Below are 16478 nucleotides of genomic sequence, written 5' to 3' on the forward strand. Positions count from 1 at the left end.
GTCAACAGCTCAGGAGCGTGAAGTTTGAGACTCTGTCGTGAAGCCCTTGCCCATCTGCCCTCCCATGTCTATCGCCCGGACTACGACGTCAGCCGTCTCCAGCCGGGAATCGTGCATCTGGGATGCGGCAGCTTCCACCGCGCGCATCAGGTCACGGCCACCCAGGCCGCGATCAACGCGATGGGGGAAAAGGGACTTCGCTGGGGAATCGCCACGACGGCCATGCGCCGCCCGGAACTGGTCCGGCAACTCGCCCGGCAGGACAATCTCTTCACCCTGCTGACGCGCGAACCGCATGACACGACCGCCTCCGTCATCGGCTCGATCACCGATTCGCTCTTCGCCGGCGATCCGGAAGCGAACCTCGCCGGCCGCATCGCGGACCCGCGCACCCGGATCGTGACGCTCACCGTCACGGCCAGCGGCTATTACCTCACCGCCGACAACCGCCTCGATCCCGAGGCCGACGCCATCCTCGCCGATCTGCGCCGCCTCGACGAAGACCAGCCGGCACGCACGGCGACCGGCCTTCTCGTCCAGGGCCTCGCCCAAGTGCGGGCCGGGGGAGGCGTCCCGCCGGTCATCCTCTGCTGTGACAACGTCGCCCATAACGGCGCCACGCTGCGTCGGGCGGTCACGGATTTCGCCGCCCTCTCCGGCCGGGACGCGCTGGCGGACTGGATCGAGGCGACGGTCCAGTTCCCCGACACGATGGTGGATCGCATCACCCCCACCACCTTCGCGGACGACATCGCCGATGCGCGGCGCCTGCTCGGCGGGATCGAGGACGCCGTCCCCGTCCCTGCCGAGCCGTGGTTCGAATGGATCATCGGCGAGTTCGAAGGCCCGCGCCCGGACTGGGAGGCGCATGAGGGCACGCAATTCGTCCCGGACGTCGCGGTGTTCGAACGGGCCAAGTTGCAGATGCTCAACGGAACCCACATGATCCTGGCCTATGTCGGCGGCCTCGCCGGGCTGACCACCATCGCCGAAGCCGCCGCCGACCCCGTTCTCGGCCCGATCGCCGCGCATTTCATGCGCAACGAGCAATCCGCCGGCGTCGAACTGCCCGCCCCGCGCCTCGACCGCTATACCCGCAACCTGATGAAACGCTTCCGCAACCCGGCCATCGTCCATCAGGTCGAGCGCATCGGCCGCAACGGCTCGGCCAAGATGGCCGCCCGCGTCATCCGGCCGATGCGCGAGAACCTGCTCGCCGGCCGCCCGGTCACGGGGGCGGTGCTGCTCATCGCAAGCTGGATTCGCTGGTTCGCCCTGCATGAACAGGAAGCGCTGGAAATCTCCATCACCGACCCCCGCGCCAAGTCGCTGCGCCTGATCTGCGCGGAGGCCCGCGACGATCACCGCGCCCAGGCCGAGGCTTTCCTCGCCATGGAGGAAGTGTTCGGGCCGCCCCTGCCCCGCTATGATCATATCGTGAGCGAGATCGCCGCCCTCCTGCACCGCTTCGACACCCAGGAGATCCGGCAGGTGCTGGCCGACCTCGCCGCCGACATCTGAAGGAGCCCGCCATGCCCTGGACCGCCGCCGACGCCGAACGCCATACCCACAAGGCAGACACCACGGCGTTGCAGGAACTCTGGGCCAAGATCGCCAATGAATGTCTCGAACGCACCGGCGATGAGGGCCGCGCAATCCGCGAGGCCAACGCCGTGGTGGCGCGGAACTCCTGACGGCGCGGAGTGCGGAGAGACCGTCAGCGCTCCAGCGCCAAATCCCACGTCTCCCCCTGAACGGGCACGCCGAATGCCTCGTGTTCCGCCTGTGCGACCAGACGGAACCCGTGCCGCGCGTAGAGACGCCGCGCCGCCGCCAGCACGGTATGCGTCCAGAGTGTGACGCGCGCATACCCCGCCTCGCGGGCGAAGCCGATGCAGGCGGCGACCAGCCGGTCCGCCACGCCCTGCCCCCGGGCGCAGGGCTCGACATAAAGCAGACGCAACCGCGCCAGCCCGTCCCCCTCATCCGTCAGAAACACCGACCCCACGCACATCCCGTCGATCTCGGCGATCCAGCACTGATCGCGCCCCGGCCGGAATTCCGCCAGAAAACGCGCACCGGTTTCCAGCATCAGAGCCTCCAGCGGACGGCCCCACCCCTGCTCCTGTTCGTAGATCATCGCCTGCCGCGCGATGACGAGCCCCACCTCGCCGCATCGGAAGGGACGGATGACGACATCTGCATTTCCGCCCAATGCTGGCCTGCCGAGCGAAAGCCGCCGGGAAAGACCGTCAGAAGCGGTTCGCCAGAGAAATCGAAAAGCGGACATTGAGGCGGTCACGCGATCAAGGGCCGAGTATCGGGATTTAGATTCACTAAAAAATAAGGGGCCTATATACATAGCTAGCCATGTTTCGCTTGACGCGGCGCAGCGCTGTCGGCTAGTTAAGTTTCATGACCGACAAGCCTGAAACCGTCAGCCTCTACCAGTTCTTCCAGCGGTTTCCCGACGAGGAAGCCGCCCGGAAGTATTTTGAGCAGAACCGCTGGGGCGGCGCGGTCGCTTGCCCGCATTGTGGCAGCCTATCGGTTGCCGAAGTCAAAAATCACAAGCCTATGCCCTACCGCTGCCGGGACTGCCGCCAGCATTTCAGCGTTCGCACGGGCACCGTTCTTGCCGAGTCGCGCCTCCCCCTGCACAAATGGCTAATGGCGATCTACATGATGACCACGGCACGGAAGGGCATTCCGTCCACCCAAATGGCGCGGGAACTGGGGATCACCCAGAAGTCGGCGTGGTTCCTCGCTCAGCGTATCCGTGAAACGTGGCTGGCTGACCAAAATGGCGGCATGGGCGATCACGTACAGGTTGATGAAACCTACGTCGGCGGTCGCGAAAAGAACAAGCACGCGGACAAGAAGCTTCACGCGGGACGCGGTTCGGTTGGCAAAACCGCTGTTGCGGGCATTCGCTCCGAAACCGGCGAAATCCGCGCCGTTGTGGTGCAGGACACCAAGGCGACAACGCTCGGTGCCTTCGTGCGCGATCACGCGAATTCCGGCGCTACGGTCGTTACCGACACGCATGGCGGCTACGTTGGCCTTGAGGCTGCTGGCTTTAATCACATTCGCATCAATCACTCGGTTGGTGAGTATGTCCGCGACATGGCCCATACCAACGGGATCGAAAGTTTCTGGTCGCTGCTGAAGCGTGGCTACATCGGCATTTATCACTACATGAGTGCGAAGCATCTTCACCGTTACGTCAATGAGTATTCATTCCGTCACAACACGGCGAAAGCTGGCACGATGCCCTTCATCGAGATGACTATCGACCGGATGATCGGCAAACGCCTTATCTATAAGGATCTGATCCATGCCTGACAAAAACATCATTGAACCCATCGACGCTACGTTTGAAGATGTGACTAAGGCCGTGGTGACTCCATCGGAGCCGCCACCATCTGGGTCATCCTTACGGATGCCGGGATCACCGTTTGCCCAGTGGCCCGGCAAACTCGATCTCGGCGGCGAGCAGATTGATTGCTATGTTCTTGATACGGGTGAGCGGGTCTTGGCGCTACGATCTGCTATCCGCGCCATATCTGGCACCGACTCAGGGAACCTGGGCAACTATATCGGCGTTTCAACACTAAAATCATTTATAAACAGTGACTTAGTCCTGGGCGAACTTATTGAGTTTTCTATTCCCGGAACACAGTTCAAAGGCTCCGGTCTGACGACAGCGAACTTTGAACTAATCCTGCGAGCCTATGTCCGAGCTTTGTATGAAAGAGCTGACCTAACTGATCGTCAGCGGGAAATCGCAATCAAATGCGCCGTGTTAAGTGCTGGTCTTATTCGATCCGGCCTTGATGCGCTCGTAGATGAAGCAACTGGCTACCAGTATGAACGCGCCGAAGACGCATTACAGGTCAAACTACGCGCTTTTATCGCGGAAGAATTGAGAGCATGGGAAAAGACATTTCCTGACGAATTATGGCAAGAGTTTGGACGACTTACGAACTGGTCTGGCCCTTTACACAGCCGTCCTCGTTGGTGGGGGAAAATGGTCATTGAATTGATCTATGACACCCTTGATCCAGACGTTGCGACTTACCTGAAGGAGAATAAGCCGGAGAAGGGTGTGCATTGGCATCGCCAGTTAACCGAAAATCTGGGGGTCCGTCAGCTTGTGTCTCGGTGCTATGAGGTAGTCGGGATGGCTAAAACATGCCACGACATGCGAGAACTTCGAGAAAAGGTTGCAGAGCACTATGGCAACACCATGGTCCGGTTGACGCTATCCCTTCCGAAACCAAAGTTGGGTTATTCATAAAAGAGAATGGGCGCTGTGTAGCGCCCATCCTTTTTTTTGGCTAGTTAGGTATATAGGCCCCAAAAATAAAGCATATGACGGATAGTATAATTGAAAATACCGTTGGGTAAAAAGTCATGCCAAATCCGCATGCTCTATGTGCCGCCCCTTTTGAATAACCAAACCAAAATAAAATTCTCCCAGAAACAAAGAGGAGAACAAGTGCGGGTATTATACAGAGATTTTCCAGCCTCGTAGAAATCAGAGAAAAATAAGAACCTATTGCGAGTGTAATTTGTTCAAGCGTGTTTTGAAGAACAGCCCTATCAATGGATACTTCCTTCGTCGGCGTTGTGAGGCCGCTGCCGTCAATGTCCTGAGGAGAAAAAAAGCGGGCGGTTGCCACACGAGCAATTGCGGCCAGGAGGCATATAAATAATAAAGTATCCCATTTACATACAAATATTGCAGCGTCAGTAAAGGAAAAACTCGACGGCATGAAGAATTTAAAGCGATACTGTATTATTATTACTGCGGCCGATATTATGCCTCCAGCGGCCATTCCTTTTGCTGTTCCGCCCTGTTTCATTGAGAGGGACATTATTTATCGATCCTGCGACATGTGCCAGACACGCAGAACGCGCACGATCCTGGCGGCTTCACAGACTTCGTAGAGCAGAACGGTCCGGCTCAACGGCCCCGCATCCATGTCGAGCCGGTCCCGCGCGCGTCACGGGCGAGACAGCCCGGTGGTCAGTGCGCCGGCTTTCCGCCGCCCAGTTCGCCGGTGAGGAACTGCGCGCGACCATTGCCGAAAGACCAATGCGCGTCCGCGTTCTCCACCACGGACACCATCACGTCCGACGGCGCGATCCCGCATTCCTTCTCCAGCCGCTCGGTCAGCAGCTTGTAGAAGAGCGTGGTCTTCTCCTCCCCGCGCGGACGGCTGAACATCTGCACCAGGATCACCTTGTCGGTTCGCGGAATATCCAGCCCGGTATCCTCGACGATGAAACGCGACGGCTTGTGTTCACTCACGATCTGGTAGCGGTCGCGGCGCGGAACGGCGAACGCCTCGAGCATCGCCTCATGCGCGGCGTCGAGCAGCGTCTTGATTTCCGCATCCGTGCGGCCTTCAAGCATGTGAAAATGAAGAAGCGGCATGGTCCTGACCTCTCTCCGGCAAGCGGGACGGGCGAATCACGCTCTTCCTTACACCTTCCGCCGCGACGCGTCGTCGTTCTTTTTTGAAAAAAAGAACCAAAAAACGTCTTCGACCTTGCTGCGGAGTCTCTTGGTAAAACTCTGTCGCCAAACAATCAGAAGTCTTTTTGCTTCTTTTTCTCCAGAAAAAGAAGAATCCCCCTCCAACCCACGTCCAGACCAAAACGAACCGGCAATTCCCTAACCGCGCCATGTCCTCTAAAAGCACCCCCGAGATCGCTCCTTTCCGCAACGCAGGACCACCCCCGATGACCATCCCCCTTTCCCCCACGCGTCCCTCCGGCCGTGCCGCCGACGAGCCCCGCCCCGTCAGCATCGAGCTCGGCTTCGCCCGCCATGCGGAAGGCTCGGCGCTGATCCGCGTCGGCGGCACGGAAGTGCTCTGCACCGCGTCGGTCGAACCGCGCGTGCCGCCCTTCCTGCGCGGACAGGGACAGGGCTGGATCACCGCCGAATACGGCATGCTCCCCCGCGCCACCCATACACGCGGCTCGCGGGAAGCGGCCAAGGGCAAGCAGTCCGGCCGCACGCAGGAAATCCAGCGCCTGATCGGCCGCTCCCTGCGCGCCTGCGTCGATCTCAAGGCGCTGGGCGAGATGACCCTCACGCTGGATTGCGACGTGCTGAACGCCGATGGCGGCACGCGCTGCGCGTCCATCACCGGAGCATGGGTCGCGCTCGCCGTGGCGCTGGACAAGCAGGTGAAGGCAAGAACGCTCAAGGCCTCGCCGCTGCGGGCGCAGGTCGCCGCCATCTCCTGCGGATTGACCGGGGCTGGGCCGGTTCTCGATCTCGATTATGTGGAGGACAGCGCCGCCCGCGCCGACACGAACTTCGTCCTGACCGCCGAGGGCGGCATCGTGGAAATCCAGGGCACGGCGGAAGACTCCCCGTTCTCCGAGGCGGAATTTGCCGAACTCATGCGCCTCGCGAGGCTCGGCACCGCCTATCTCTTCGCCGCTCAGGATCTCGCCCTCGCCGCTTTTCGCGGGGAGACGGGCCTTGGGGAGACGGGGCATTGAGCACACCGCGCCGCCTTCCGCGCGGCGCGCGCATCGTGCTGGCGAGCCATAATTCCGGGAAGCTGGCGGAATTCCGCACCCTTCTCGCATCCGCCGGCATCGCGCTCGTCTCCGCCGCCGAACTCGGCCTGCCCGAACCGGAGGAAACGGCCGACAGCTTCGCGGGCAACGCCGCCATCAAGGCGCTCGCCGCCGCCCGCGCCGCCGACCTTCCCGCGCTGGCCGATGATTCCGGCTTCTGTGTCCGCGCGCTGAACGGCCAGCCCGGACCCTATTCCGCCCGCTGGGGCGGTCCGGAGCGCGATTTCACCAAAGCGATGACACGCGTGAACGACATGCTGGGCGCCTCTCCCGACCGCCATGCCGCCTTCGTCGCCGTCCTCTGCCTCGCCTGGCCCGACGGCGAAATCCGCTGCGTCGAGGGACGCTGCGAAGGCACGGTCCTCTGGCCCCCGCGCGGCACGCATGGTCACGGATATGATCCGATCTTCGCCCCCGAAGGCGAGACCCGCAGTTTCGCCGAAATGTCCGAGGCCGAGAAAAACGCCGTCAGCCATCGCGGCCGGGCTTTCGCGGCGTTTGTCGCGGCCTGCCTCGATCCGCACGACGCCCCCTCTTGACGTGACGGCGAAGCCGGCGTAGGGAGAAGCCCGCATGGAAGCGGCGTCCTGCCGTTTCCCGATCCTCCCAGCTTCGACCGCTTCCCGATCTTCATGTGACGTTCGCGTAGTGCGCGTCCAGTGATCAAGTTGCGTGAGCGCAGGTCTTCGTCAAAGCGGATCGGACGACGTCCGCTTCCTTTCCCAGGCCAGTTTCAGGGCATTTCCCGCATGCATCTCGCCGATCTCAAGGCAAAAACCCCCGCAGACCTGCTCGCTTATGCCGAGAGTCTGGATATCGAAAACGCGTCGTCCATGCGCAAGCAGGACATCATGTTCGCCATTCTCAAGGCACTGGCCGAGAACGACCAGGCCATCTACGGCGAAGGAACGCTTGAGATCCTGCCTGACGGCTTCGGCTTCCTCCGTTCGCCCGAGGCCAATTACCTCCCCGGTCCGGACGACATCTACATTTCCCCCGCGCAGGTGCGCCGCTACGCGCTGCGTCCCGGCGATACGGTCGAGGGGCAGATCCGCGCCCCGCGCGACGGCGAACGCTACTTCTCCATGCTCAAGGTGAACTCGATCAATTTCGAGTCGCCCGATTCCGTCCGTCAGCGCATCAATTTCGACAATCTCACCCCGCTCTATCCCGAGCGGCGGCTGAAGATGGAGATCGAGCCCACCGGCCCCGTCGAGGCGCCCGCCAAGGGCAAGAAGGATCAGCGCGACTATACGCCGCGCGTCATCGACCTCGTGGCCCCGATCGGCATGGGCCAGCGCGCCCTGATCGTCGCGCCCCCCCGCACCGGCAAGACCGTGATGCTCCAGAGCATCGCCGCCTCGATCAGCGCCAATCATCCGGAAGTCTTCCTCATCGTGCTGCTCATCGACGAGCGCCCCGAGGAAGTGACGGACATGGCCCGCTCCGTGCGTGGCGAGGTCGTGGCCTCGACCTTCGACGAGCCCGCGACCCGCCATGTGCAGGTGACGGAAATGGTGCTGGAGAAGGCGAAGCGCCTCGTCGAGCATAAGCGCGACGTGGTGATCCTGCTCGATTCGATCACGCGCCTCGCCCGCGCCTACAACACCGTCGTGCCCTCGTCGGGCAAGGTGCTGACGGGCGGTGTGGACGCCAACGCGCTGCAACGCCCCAAGCGCTTCTTCGGCGCCGCGCGCAACATCGAGGAAGGCGGGTCGCTGACCATCATCGCCACCGCGCTGATCGACACCGGCAGCCGCATGGACGAGGTGATCTTCGAGGAGTTCAAGGGAACCGGCAACTCCGAACTCATCCTCGACCGCAAGCTGTCCGACAAGCGCACCTTCCCGGCCATCGACATCACCAAATCCGGCACGCGCAAGGAAGAACTGCTGGTCGATCGTGGCATGCTGTCGAAGATGTGGGTGCTGCGTCGCATCCTCGCGCCGATGGGCACGATGGATGCGATGGATTTCCTGCTCGACAAGCTCAAATACAGCAAGTCGAACCAGGATTTCTTCGACGCGATGAACAACTGAATTCGGGCTGTCGTGACCTGAATTCCCATATCGGGCCCAAGGCAGCCTCCGGCAATCGAACCGGGGGCTGCCGCGATGCTTGATGACGTGGCGCTCTGGCTTTTACTGATGCGCCTGGAACGGCCCAAGTCCTCGGAAATGCGGGACATCGTCGTCAGGTTATAACGTGACGACGCAAGGCCAGCCGGATCTGGGCGCATGTGCCGTTCTGACGAACGGACGATCGGTCAGCCCAACTCCACCCCTTCGAGAATCAGCAAGGCCCGTTTGTCATCCAGGCCGCCAGCACCGGAATAGCCGCCGAGTCCCGTTTTGCCGAACACGCGGTGACACGGGATGAGAATCGGGATCGGGTTGGCCGCCATCGCGCCGCCGATCGCTCGGGGCGAGCCACCCGCCTGTCTGGCGAGATCCTGATAGGTTACGGTCGTTCCGTAAGGCACGCGGCGGAGCGCCTCCCATACACGCTGGCGCCAGGGCGTGCCGAACGGGGCCAGCGGCAAATCGAAGCACTCCGGCTCACCGTCGAAATAACGGTCCAGCATGGCGCGGGCGCGGAGAAGGAGTGGCGTTTCCTCCTGATCGCGTCCGCGTCCCCAGTCGAGCGCAACGATTTTGCCGTCCTCCTCGGAGAGAGTGAGCGGGCCGAGCGGCGAATGGAGGGAGAGTTGCGGCATGAGATGGGTTATAGCAGCGTCATGACTGAAAATCGCCTGACTCACGCCGCCTTTCCACCGATTTTCGCCCTCGCCACCGGCTTGGCCGGCAGCATGGGGCGTGCAGCCATCGCCGTATTGCGCGTCAGCGGGGCGGGCAGCCGGGAGATCCTGCATGAGTTATGCGGAGGCATCTTGCCGCCGGCGCGGCAGGCCAGTCTGCGCCGCCTGCAACATGACGGTGAGGTGCTGGACGAGGCGCTGGTGCTCTGGTTTCCGGGGCCACGATCCTATACGGGTGAGGACAGTTTCGAACTGCATTGCCATGCCGGTCCGGCGGTCATCGACGCCGTGTCGCTCGCCCTGGTCGCGCTGGGAGCGCGGCCGGCCGAGGCGGGAGAGTTCACGCGCCGTGCCGTGCAGGCGGGGCGGATGGACCTGGTGCAGGCCGAGGCGGTGGCCGATCTGGTCGAAGCGGAAAGTGCGGCGCAGCGGCGGCAGGCGTTGGCGCAAGCCGATGGCGCGCTGAGCCGTCTTTATGACCGATGGGCGGAACGGCTCAAAATCCTGCTGGCCCGGCAGGAGGCGCTGATCGATTTTCCGGATGACGAGGTGCCGGACCGTGTGGCGGCCGGTCTCGAAACCGAACGCGCAGCATTGGCGGCGGAGATGCGCGCGCATCTGGATGACCGGCGCGGCGAGCTAGTGCGGCGCGGCGTCACCGTCGTCATCGCGGGGGCGCCGAATGCGGGCAAGTCGAGCCTGCTCAATGCGCTGGCGGGGTATGAGGCCGCCATCGTGACCCGGCGCGCCGGGACGACGCGCGATCCGGTCATGGTGGATTGGGTGCTGGATGGGGTGAAGCTGCGGCTGATCGATACGGCCGGGCTGCGCGAGACGGAGGATGAGATCGAGGCGGAGGGCATTCGGCGCGCGATGTTTCACGTGAAACATGCCGATATCGTTATCCATCTCTTTGACGACGATGTTCCTGCGTTATCGTTTCCCGGTGCGCTTCTGGTCCGTAACAAGACCGATCTCGCCCCCGCGCCCTCCGGCGTGCTAGGGATCAGCGCCGTGACGGGCGATGGAATCGAGGCGTTGCGTGAGGCGCTGCGGGATCGACTGCGCCATCTGACGGCGGGGTCCGGCGCGCCGTTGACCCGGGCGCGGCATCGCGCGGGAATCGGCGAGGCGGCAGCGCATCTGGAGCAGGCGGGGACGCTGGACTGGCCGGAACTGCGCGGCGAGGAGATGCGGCTCGCGATGCGGGCCCTGGGGCGGCTGACGGGAAAGGTCGAGGTCGAGGCGGTGCTGGATGTGGTATTCGGCGAATTCTGCATCGGCAAGTAGAAAGGATTGTCAGGCGTGTACGATGTGATCGTCATTGGCGGAGGTCATGCGGGCTGCGAGGCGGCGGCGGCGGCGGCGCGGGTCGGCGCGCGCACTGTGCTGGTGACGCAGAAACTTTCGACGATCGGCGTGATGTCGTGCAATCCGGCGATCGGCGGGATCGGCAAGGGGCATCTGGTGCGCGAGATCGACGCGCTGGATGGGTTGATGGGGATCGCAGCCGACCGGGCCGGGATTCATTTCAAGCTGCTCAACCGCTCGAAAGGACCGGCGGTGCAGGGGCCGCGCGCGCAGGCGGATCGATCGCTCTATCGCGCGGCGATCCGCGATCTGCTGGCGGCGACCGAGGGGCTCGATCTACGCGAGGGCGAGGTGGTGGATCTCGTGATCGAAGGCGGGGCCGTCGCCGGGGTCGTGCTGGCGGAGGGAACGGTGCTGCGCGCGCGTGCGGTGGTGCTGACCAGCGGCACCTTCCTGCGCGGGGTGATCCATATCGGCCATGAGTCGCGGGAGGCGGGGCGCGTGGGCGAGCGTCCGGCGGCGGCGCTGGGGCATCGGCTGGAGGCGATGGGGCTGAAGCTGGGGCGGCTCAAGACCGGGACTCCAGCCAGGCTGGCGCGCGAGTCGATCGACTGGGAGGCGCTCGCGCCGGATCATGGCGATGCGGAACCGGAACCGTTCAGCGTGCTGACCGAGCGTATCGTCAATCCGCAACTGGCCTGTCGCATCACCACAACGACGGCGGAGACCCATCGGATCATTCGCGAGAACCTCCTGAAATCGGCCCTCTATGGCGGCGCGATTTCAGGACGCGGGCCGCGTTATTGCCCCTCCATCGAGGACAAGGTGGTGCGGTTCGGCGAGAAGGACGGGCACCAGATATTTCTGGAGCCGGAAGGGTTGCCGGGCAGTCCGGGGGGCGATCTCGTCTATCCGAACGGCATTTCCACCAGCCTTCCCGCCGATGTCCAGGCAGAGATGATCGCCTCCATTCCCGGTCTGGAGCATGCGCGGATCGTGACCCCCGGCTATGCGGTGGAATATGATCATATCGACCCGCGCGAGCTTGATCCCAGTCTGGAATTGCGCGCCGTGCCCGGGCTTTTTCTGGCGGGTCAGGTGAACGGCACGACCGGGTATGAGGAGGCCGGGGCGCAGGGACTGCTGGCGGGGCTGAACGCGGCGCGGCGCGCGGGAGGGCAGGAGGCGGTGACGTTCAGCCGGGCCGAATCCTATCTCGGCGTGATGGTGGACGATCTGACTTTGCAGGGAATCACCGAGCCCTATCGGATGTTCACCTCGCGCGCCGAATATCGGCTGACACTGCGGGCGGACAATGCCGATCTGCGCCTGACGCCGAGGGGGATCGCGGCGGGGTGCGTGGGAGCGCGGCGGGAGGCAGCGCATCGTGTGACCGAGGGGGCGATCGCCGAGGCCATGGCGCGCGCGGCGGAGCCGGTCTTCCTGCCGGGACCGATGCGGGAGGCGGGAGTCGCCGTATCGCAGGACGGGCGGCGGCGCTCGCTGAACGACGTCTTCGCCGCGCGCGCGCCGGGTGAGGCGGTGGCGGCGCTGGCGCCGTGGTTCGCAACCTTGCCGGAGCGGGTGCGCCGTCATGTCGAGACGGAGGCACGCTATGGCGGGTATCTGGAGCGGCAGGCGCGGGAGATCCGTCAGTTGGACGGCGAGGCGCGGCTCGCCCTGCCGTCCGATCTCGATTACGGCGCGATCGGCGGTCTGAGTGCTGAGATGTGCGAGCGGCTGACGGCGGCGCGGCCGGCGGATTTCGCGGCGGCGCAGCGCGTGCCTGGCGTGACCCCGGCGGCGCTGGTGGCGTTGCTCGCGCATCTGAGACACGCGGCATGAGCGGGGATGTTTCACGTGAAACATTTTCGCGGCTGGAGGTGTTCGCCTCCCTGCTGAGGACGTGGAATACACGGATCAATCTCGTCAGCCCGCGGGACATGGAGCAGCTCTGGCCGCGCCATATCGAGGATTCGCTGCAACTCGCGCCGCTCGTGCCGCAGGGGGCGCGGGTGATCGATCTGGGATCGGGCGGCGGGTTTCCGGGGATGATCGTCGGGATCGCCGCCGGGGCGGAGATGGTGTTCATCGAATCCGACCGGCGAAAGGCGGCCTTCCTGCGCGAGGCGGCGCGGGCCTGCGGGGTGCGCGCGCAGGTCATGGCGCAGCGGATCGAGGTCGCGCGCCCCGCGCCGGCGCCGGTGGTGACGGCGCGGGCCCTGGCGCCTCTGGACATACTGCTCGGCTGGGCCGCGCCGCTTCTCGCGTCCGGCGGCTATGCGCTGTTTCTCAAGGGAAAATCCTTGCCGGACGAGTTGACCGAAGCGGGAGCGCGCTGGCAGATGAGCCATGAGAGTCATCCGAGCCGGACCGATCCTCAGGGAACGATCCTGAAGGTCTGGGACATCCGGCCGGTCGAAGAGGAATAGGGACAGGATGGCGCGGATCATTGCGGTGGCCAACCAGAAGGGCGGCGTTGGCAAGACCACCACGGCCATCAATCTCGCGGCGGCGCTGGCGGCGGGGGGGCGCAAGGTGCTGCTTGTCGATCTCGACCCGCAGGGCAATGCCTCGACCGGGCTGGGCGTGGGGTATGACCAGCGGGCGCAGGGAAGTTACGCGATGCTGATGCAGGAGGACGCAGCTGACGTCCCGCCGCGTCCGACCGCCGTGGAAAATCTCGATATCATCGCCGCCGATACGGAGCTGGCCGGGGCGGAGATCGAACTGATCGCCACGGACCGGCGGGAATATCGCCTGCGCGCGGCTTTGCAGCTTCTCGCGCCGCGTTACGACGTGGTGCTGATCGACTGTCCCCCGAGTCTCGGCCTGCTGACGCTCAACGCTCTGGTTGCCGCCGATGGGGTGTTGGTGCCGCTGCAATGCGAGTTCTTCGCGCTGGAGGGGATCAGCCAGTTGGTCAAGACGGTGGACCGGGTGCGGCGGGCGTTCAATGCCGATCTGCATATCGCGGGGATCGTTCTGACGATGTATGACCGGCGCAACAATCTGTCCGAACTCGTGGCGGCGGATGCGCGCAGCTTTTTCGGCGCGCAGGTGCTGGAGACGCTGATTCCGCGCAATATCCGGATTTCCGAGGCGCAGAGTCATGGATGTCCCGTGCTGGAATATGACCGGCGCAGCGCGGGGTCGGCGGCATATCTGGCGTTGGCGGATGAGGTGATGGCGCGGGCGCGGAAGGCGGGGGGCTGAGGACATGGCGAAGAAGGAAATGCCGCGTCTGGGACGTGGGCTGGCGGCCTTGCTGGGCGAGCAGGCGACGGAGCTGGTGAAGGTTTCGCGTCCCGGCGATGAGAGGGATCATCAGGCGGGAGGCGTTCTGCCGATCGAGCAGTTGGAGCCCAGCCCGTTCCAGCCACGGCAGGAGATGGATGAAGGGCGGCTGGCGGAGCTGGCGGATTCGATTCGCAGCCGGGGTGTGTTGCAGCCGATTCTGGTGCGGCCCCATCCCGAGGCGCCGGGGCGTTTCCAGATCATCGCGGGGGAGCGGCGCTGGAGGGCGTCGCAGCTGGCCGGGCTGCATGAGGTGCCGGTGCATGTGCGGACGCTCGACGACGCGGATGCGATGGCGGCGGCTCTGGTGGAGAATCTCCAGCGCGCCGATCTGAACGCCATCGAGGAGGCGGAGGGCTTGCAGCGTCTGATGAGCGATTATGCGCTGACCCAGGAGGAGCTGGCCGGGGCGGTCGGCAAGTCGCGCCCGCATATCGCCAATACGTTGCGGCTGCTCAACCTGCCGCCACCGGTACGCGGGCTCCTGCGGGACGGGAAGTTGACCGCCGGTCATGCGCGGGCGCTGCTGGGGCATCCCGAGGCTGTGGCGCTGGCCCGGCTGGTGGTGGAGCGCGGGTTGAGCGTGCGACAGACCGAAGCGTTGGCGCAGAAGGCCCCGGGGCCGGAGGCACGGGCCGCGCATGTGCCGCGCGATGCCGAGATCGTGCGGCTGGAGCGCGAACTGGCGGCGAAGCTGGGGTTGCGGGTGCAGATCCGGTTCGACGGCAAGGGGGGGTCGATCCGGCTGGACTATCGGTCGCTGGATCAGTTCGACGGGTTGCTGCGGCTGCTCGATCCGGACATGCGATGATATTTGTTTCGAGTGCGGAAAAATATATTTTCCCTCTTGAGCGGAAAAGGGGGGGCTGTTAAAAGCCCGCCCACCGGGAGCGGGGCTATGGGCACATAGCTCAGTTGGTAGAGCAGCTGACTCTTAATCAGCGGGTCCAAGGTTCGAGCCCTTGTGTGCCCACCATGCCCCGCCCGGTTTTCTTCCTTCGGATCAGATTTCTGGCGCGGGCCTCTGCCCTGAAGGTCGTCGCCGCTTTTCTCGTCTGCGGCCAGGGGTGGAGGGGCTTCGGGGCCGCCTCCACCGCATGTCCGCGGGCGTGTCCCGTGCTCAGAACGTTGCGCGTTCGATTTGCTCGGTCGGGAGGGCCTGCATTCCCTCGGAAGCCGTGATCGTCGTCTCGCTCGTGCGGAGGGCGGCGTAGAGTCCTGCGGCGATTGCCGCGCCGAGCAGCGGAGCGACAATGAAGAGCCAGAGTTGCTCGATGGCGCCTGTGCCTGCGAACAGGGCGGGGCCAATGCTTCGGGCCGGGTTGACCGAGGTATTGTCGACCGGGATCGACACGAGGTGGATCAATGTCAGCACGAGACCGATGGCGAGACCCGCGAAACCGACGGGGGCCTTGTCGTCCGTCGCGCCCAGCACGGTGAGCACGAGAAACGCCGTCATCACCGTCTCACTGACGAAAGCGGCGCCCATGCTGTAGTGATCCGGCGACCGGTCGCCATATCCATCGGAGCCGAATCCGGCGGCGAGGCTGAAATCCTGGTTGCCGCAGGCGATGACGTAGATCACGGCGGCGGCGAGGAGCGCGCCGAGGATCTGGGCGATCCAGTAGCCGGGAATGCGGGAGGCGGGGAATTTGCCCGCGAGAAAGAGGCCGAACGTGACGGCGGGATTGACGTGACAGCCCGAGATCGGCCCGATCACGTAGACCATGGCGAGCAGGGACAGGCCGAAGGCGAAGGCGACCCCCATGAAACCGATATGGCTTCCTGCGAGAACGGCACTGCCGACGCCGCCCATGACCAACACGAAAGTTCCGACAAGTTCAGCGAGATAGGCTTTCATGGATTTGCTCCGTAAATGTTGGTGATCGTGCATGTTTTTTGTTTTCGACCATAGCGGAGTCGCGGAAGGAATACTTGCCAAATAAAGGTGATGGCGCGGTGCGGCGAGGGACGGGCGTGAAACGTCTCCGCGACGATCGCCGGCCCTGACAGGCTGTCTCGAAAGTCGTTGTGTCATGGTGGTTAGGCTCGCGGAGCCCTGCATCGGCGTGAGTCGCGGCGTCTGAAACAGTCTCTGAGCGGCGGCCGGTTTCCGGTTTCTTTTTGACACGCCGCCGTATCATTTGGCGTGGCATTCTTCGGGGTCGGAGGATGGGATGCGACTGATCATCAAACCGGCGGTTCGCTTTCCGGCGACGCCCAGGTCGGAGCCCTTGGCCGATTCGGCTCTCATCGACATCCAGGCATGGGAGGAACGGGAAGTGCCGGATTGGGCATGGGTGCTGGCATGGGCGGCGGCATGGGCGCTGGCCTGTCTCGCGGCATGGTTGGCATGGACTCTGGCTTCGGTATGATCAGCTTGAGGGGCGGCGGCGGGTGTGGAGACGAGCGGGTCGTCCTTTCCCGTTATCCGGCCCTGTTTTGATCCGGGAGATGGGGCAAGACCGGTGCGCACCCGGAGACATGGCCTCGGCGATGTGGCACT

The 16478-nt window shown here is 64.1% G+C and carries 18 protein-coding genes and 1 tRNA gene; 14 read left to right on the forward strand and 5 right to left on the reverse strand.

What is annotated here, in order from left to right; translation table 11 throughout:
* Positions 1 to 24 precede the first annotated feature (24 nt).
* On the forward strand, positions 25 to 1521 hold the full coding sequence (locus tag EDC31_RS06225; RefSeq protein ID WP_042056487.1) for a mannitol dehydrogenase family protein: 1497 nt from the start codon (positions 25 to 27) through the stop codon (positions 1519 to 1521).
* Between the two features lie 11 nt (positions 1522 to 1532).
* Positions 1533 to 1694 (forward strand): hypothetical protein, encoded by a 162-nt coding sequence (locus EDC31_RS17650; RefSeq protein ID WP_164468401.1) that lies wholly within the window; start codon positions 1533 to 1535, stop codon positions 1692 to 1694.
* Between the two features lie 23 nt (positions 1695 to 1717).
* On the opposite strand, the gene EDC31_RS06230 is transcribed toward EDC31_RS17650, so the two are convergent.
* Positions 1718 to 2290 carry a GNAT family N-acetyltransferase gene (locus EDC31_RS06230; protein WP_204366639.1) on the reverse strand — a complete coding sequence of 191 codons (573 nt, stop codon included), beginning with the start codon at positions 2288 to 2290 and terminating at the stop codon, positions 1718 to 1720.
* 125 nt (positions 2291 to 2415) lie between these two features.
* Between EDC31_RS06230 and EDC31_RS06235 the strand changes: the two genes are divergently transcribed.
* Positions 2416 to 3345, forward strand: a complete 930-nt coding sequence (locus EDC31_RS06235) for an IS1595 family transposase (protein ID WP_042056483.1) — start codon at positions 2416 to 2418, stop codon at positions 3343 to 3345.
* Positions 3338 to 4300, forward strand: a complete 963-nt coding sequence (locus tag EDC31_RS06240) for a P63C domain-containing protein (RefSeq protein WP_204366638.1) — start codon at positions 3338 to 3340, stop codon at positions 4298 to 4300. The genes EDC31_RS06235 and EDC31_RS06240 overlap by 8 nt, the downstream gene beginning before the upstream one ends.
* A gap of 40 nt (positions 4301 to 4340) precedes the next feature.
* Here EDC31_RS06240 and EDC31_RS06245 read toward each other — a convergent pair whose 3' ends face one another.
* Complete coding sequence (locus tag EDC31_RS06245) at positions 4341 to 4880, reverse strand: MAPEG family protein (protein WP_081797422.1); 540 nt, start codon at positions 4878 to 4880, stop codon at positions 4341 to 4343.
* Between the two features lie 152 nt (positions 4881 to 5032).
* On the reverse strand, positions 5033 to 5443 hold the full coding sequence (locus tag EDC31_RS06255; RefSeq protein ID WP_042056481.1) for a tautomerase family protein: 411 nt from the start codon (positions 5441 to 5443) through the stop codon (positions 5033 to 5035).
* Positions 5444 to 5751: 308 nt separating this feature from the next.
* Between EDC31_RS06255 and rph the strand changes: the two genes are divergently transcribed.
* From rph to rho, 3 genes are all read left to right on the forward strand, one after another.
* Positions 5752 to 6525: a ribonuclease PH gene (rph, locus tag EDC31_RS06260; RefSeq protein WP_042056479.1), complete on the forward strand. Its 774-nt coding sequence runs from the start codon at positions 5752 to 5754 to the stop codon at positions 6523 to 6525.
* Positions 6522 to 7145 (forward strand): RdgB/HAM1 family non-canonical purine NTP pyrophosphatase, encoded by a 624-nt coding sequence (gene rdgB / locus EDC31_RS06265; RefSeq protein WP_042056477.1) that lies wholly within the window; start codon positions 6522 to 6524, stop codon positions 7143 to 7145. Before rph ends, rdgB begins: the two co-directional genes overlap by 4 nt.
* Positions 7146 to 7355: 210 nt before the next feature.
* Positions 7356 to 8645: a transcription termination factor Rho gene (rho, locus tag EDC31_RS06270; protein ID WP_042056476.1), complete on the forward strand. Its 1290-nt coding sequence runs from the start codon at positions 7356 to 7358 to the stop codon at positions 8643 to 8645.
* Positions 8646 to 8872: 227 nt separating this feature from the next.
* On the opposite strand, the gene EDC31_RS06275 is transcribed toward rho, so the two are convergent.
* Entirely contained in the window at positions 8873 to 9322 is a 450-nt protein-coding gene (locus EDC31_RS06275; RefSeq protein WP_042056474.1) for a methylated-DNA--[protein]-cysteine S-methyltransferase, read from the reverse strand.
* A 21-nt stretch (positions 9323 to 9343) separates the two neighbouring features.
* Here EDC31_RS06275 and mnmE point away from each other — a divergent pair, with 21 nt between their 5' ends.
* The 6 genes from mnmE (at position 9344) to EDC31_RS06305 (ending at position 14948) form a co-directional block, all read left to right on the forward strand.
* A complete protein-coding gene (mnmE, locus tag EDC31_RS06280) occupies positions 9344 to 10654 on the forward strand; it encodes a tRNA uridine-5-carboxymethylaminomethyl(34) synthesis GTPase MnmE (protein ID WP_042056597.1) in 1311 nt (436 codons plus the stop codon).
* 6 nt (positions 10655 to 10660) lie between these two features.
* Positions 10661 to 12520, forward strand: a complete 1860-nt coding sequence (mnmG, locus tag EDC31_RS06285; RefSeq protein WP_042056471.1) for a tRNA uridine-5-carboxymethylaminomethyl(34) synthesis enzyme MnmG — start codon at positions 10661 to 10663, stop codon at positions 12518 to 12520.
* Positions 12517 to 13107, forward strand: coding sequence for a 16S rRNA (guanine(527)-N(7))-methyltransferase RsmG (rsmG, locus tag EDC31_RS06290; protein WP_042056469.1), 591 nt, complete (start codon positions 12517 to 12519; stop codon positions 13105 to 13107). Before mnmG ends, rsmG begins: the two co-directional genes overlap by 4 nt.
* A 7-nt stretch (positions 13108 to 13114) precedes the next feature.
* On the forward strand, positions 13115 to 13891 hold the full coding sequence (locus tag EDC31_RS06295) for a ParA family protein (protein WP_042056467.1): 777 nt from the start codon (positions 13115 to 13117) through the stop codon (positions 13889 to 13891).
* A gap of 4 nt (positions 13892 to 13895) precedes the next feature.
* The gene (locus EDC31_RS06300) at positions 13896 to 14783 is read left to right on the forward strand and encodes a ParB/RepB/Spo0J family partition protein (RefSeq protein WP_042056465.1); all 888 of its coding nucleotides are present in this window, start codon (positions 13896 to 13898) and stop codon (positions 14781 to 14783) included.
* Between the two features lie 89 nt (positions 14784 to 14872).
* Positions 14873 to 14948 (forward strand) — tRNA-Lys (locus EDC31_RS06305).
* 144 nt (positions 14949 to 15092) lie between these two features.
* On the opposite strand, the gene aqpZ is transcribed toward EDC31_RS06305, so the two are convergent.
* The gene (gene aqpZ, locus EDC31_RS06310) at positions 15093 to 15833 is read right to left on the reverse strand and encodes an aquaporin Z (protein WP_081797421.1); all 741 of its coding nucleotides are present in this window, start codon (positions 15831 to 15833) and stop codon (positions 15093 to 15095) included.
* Positions 15834 to 16206: 373 nt separating this feature from the next.
* Between aqpZ and EDC31_RS17655 the strand changes: the two genes are divergently transcribed.
* A complete protein-coding gene (locus tag EDC31_RS17655) occupies positions 16207 to 16347 on the forward strand; it encodes a hypothetical protein (protein ID WP_158310295.1) in 141 nt (46 codons plus the stop codon).
* Positions 16348 to 16478: the final 131 nt, after the last annotated feature.

It is taken from the genome of Acidomonas methanolica (genome assembly GCF_004346035.1).
Lineage (GTDB): Bacteria > Pseudomonadota > Alphaproteobacteria > Acetobacterales > Acetobacteraceae > Acidomonas > Acidomonas methanolica.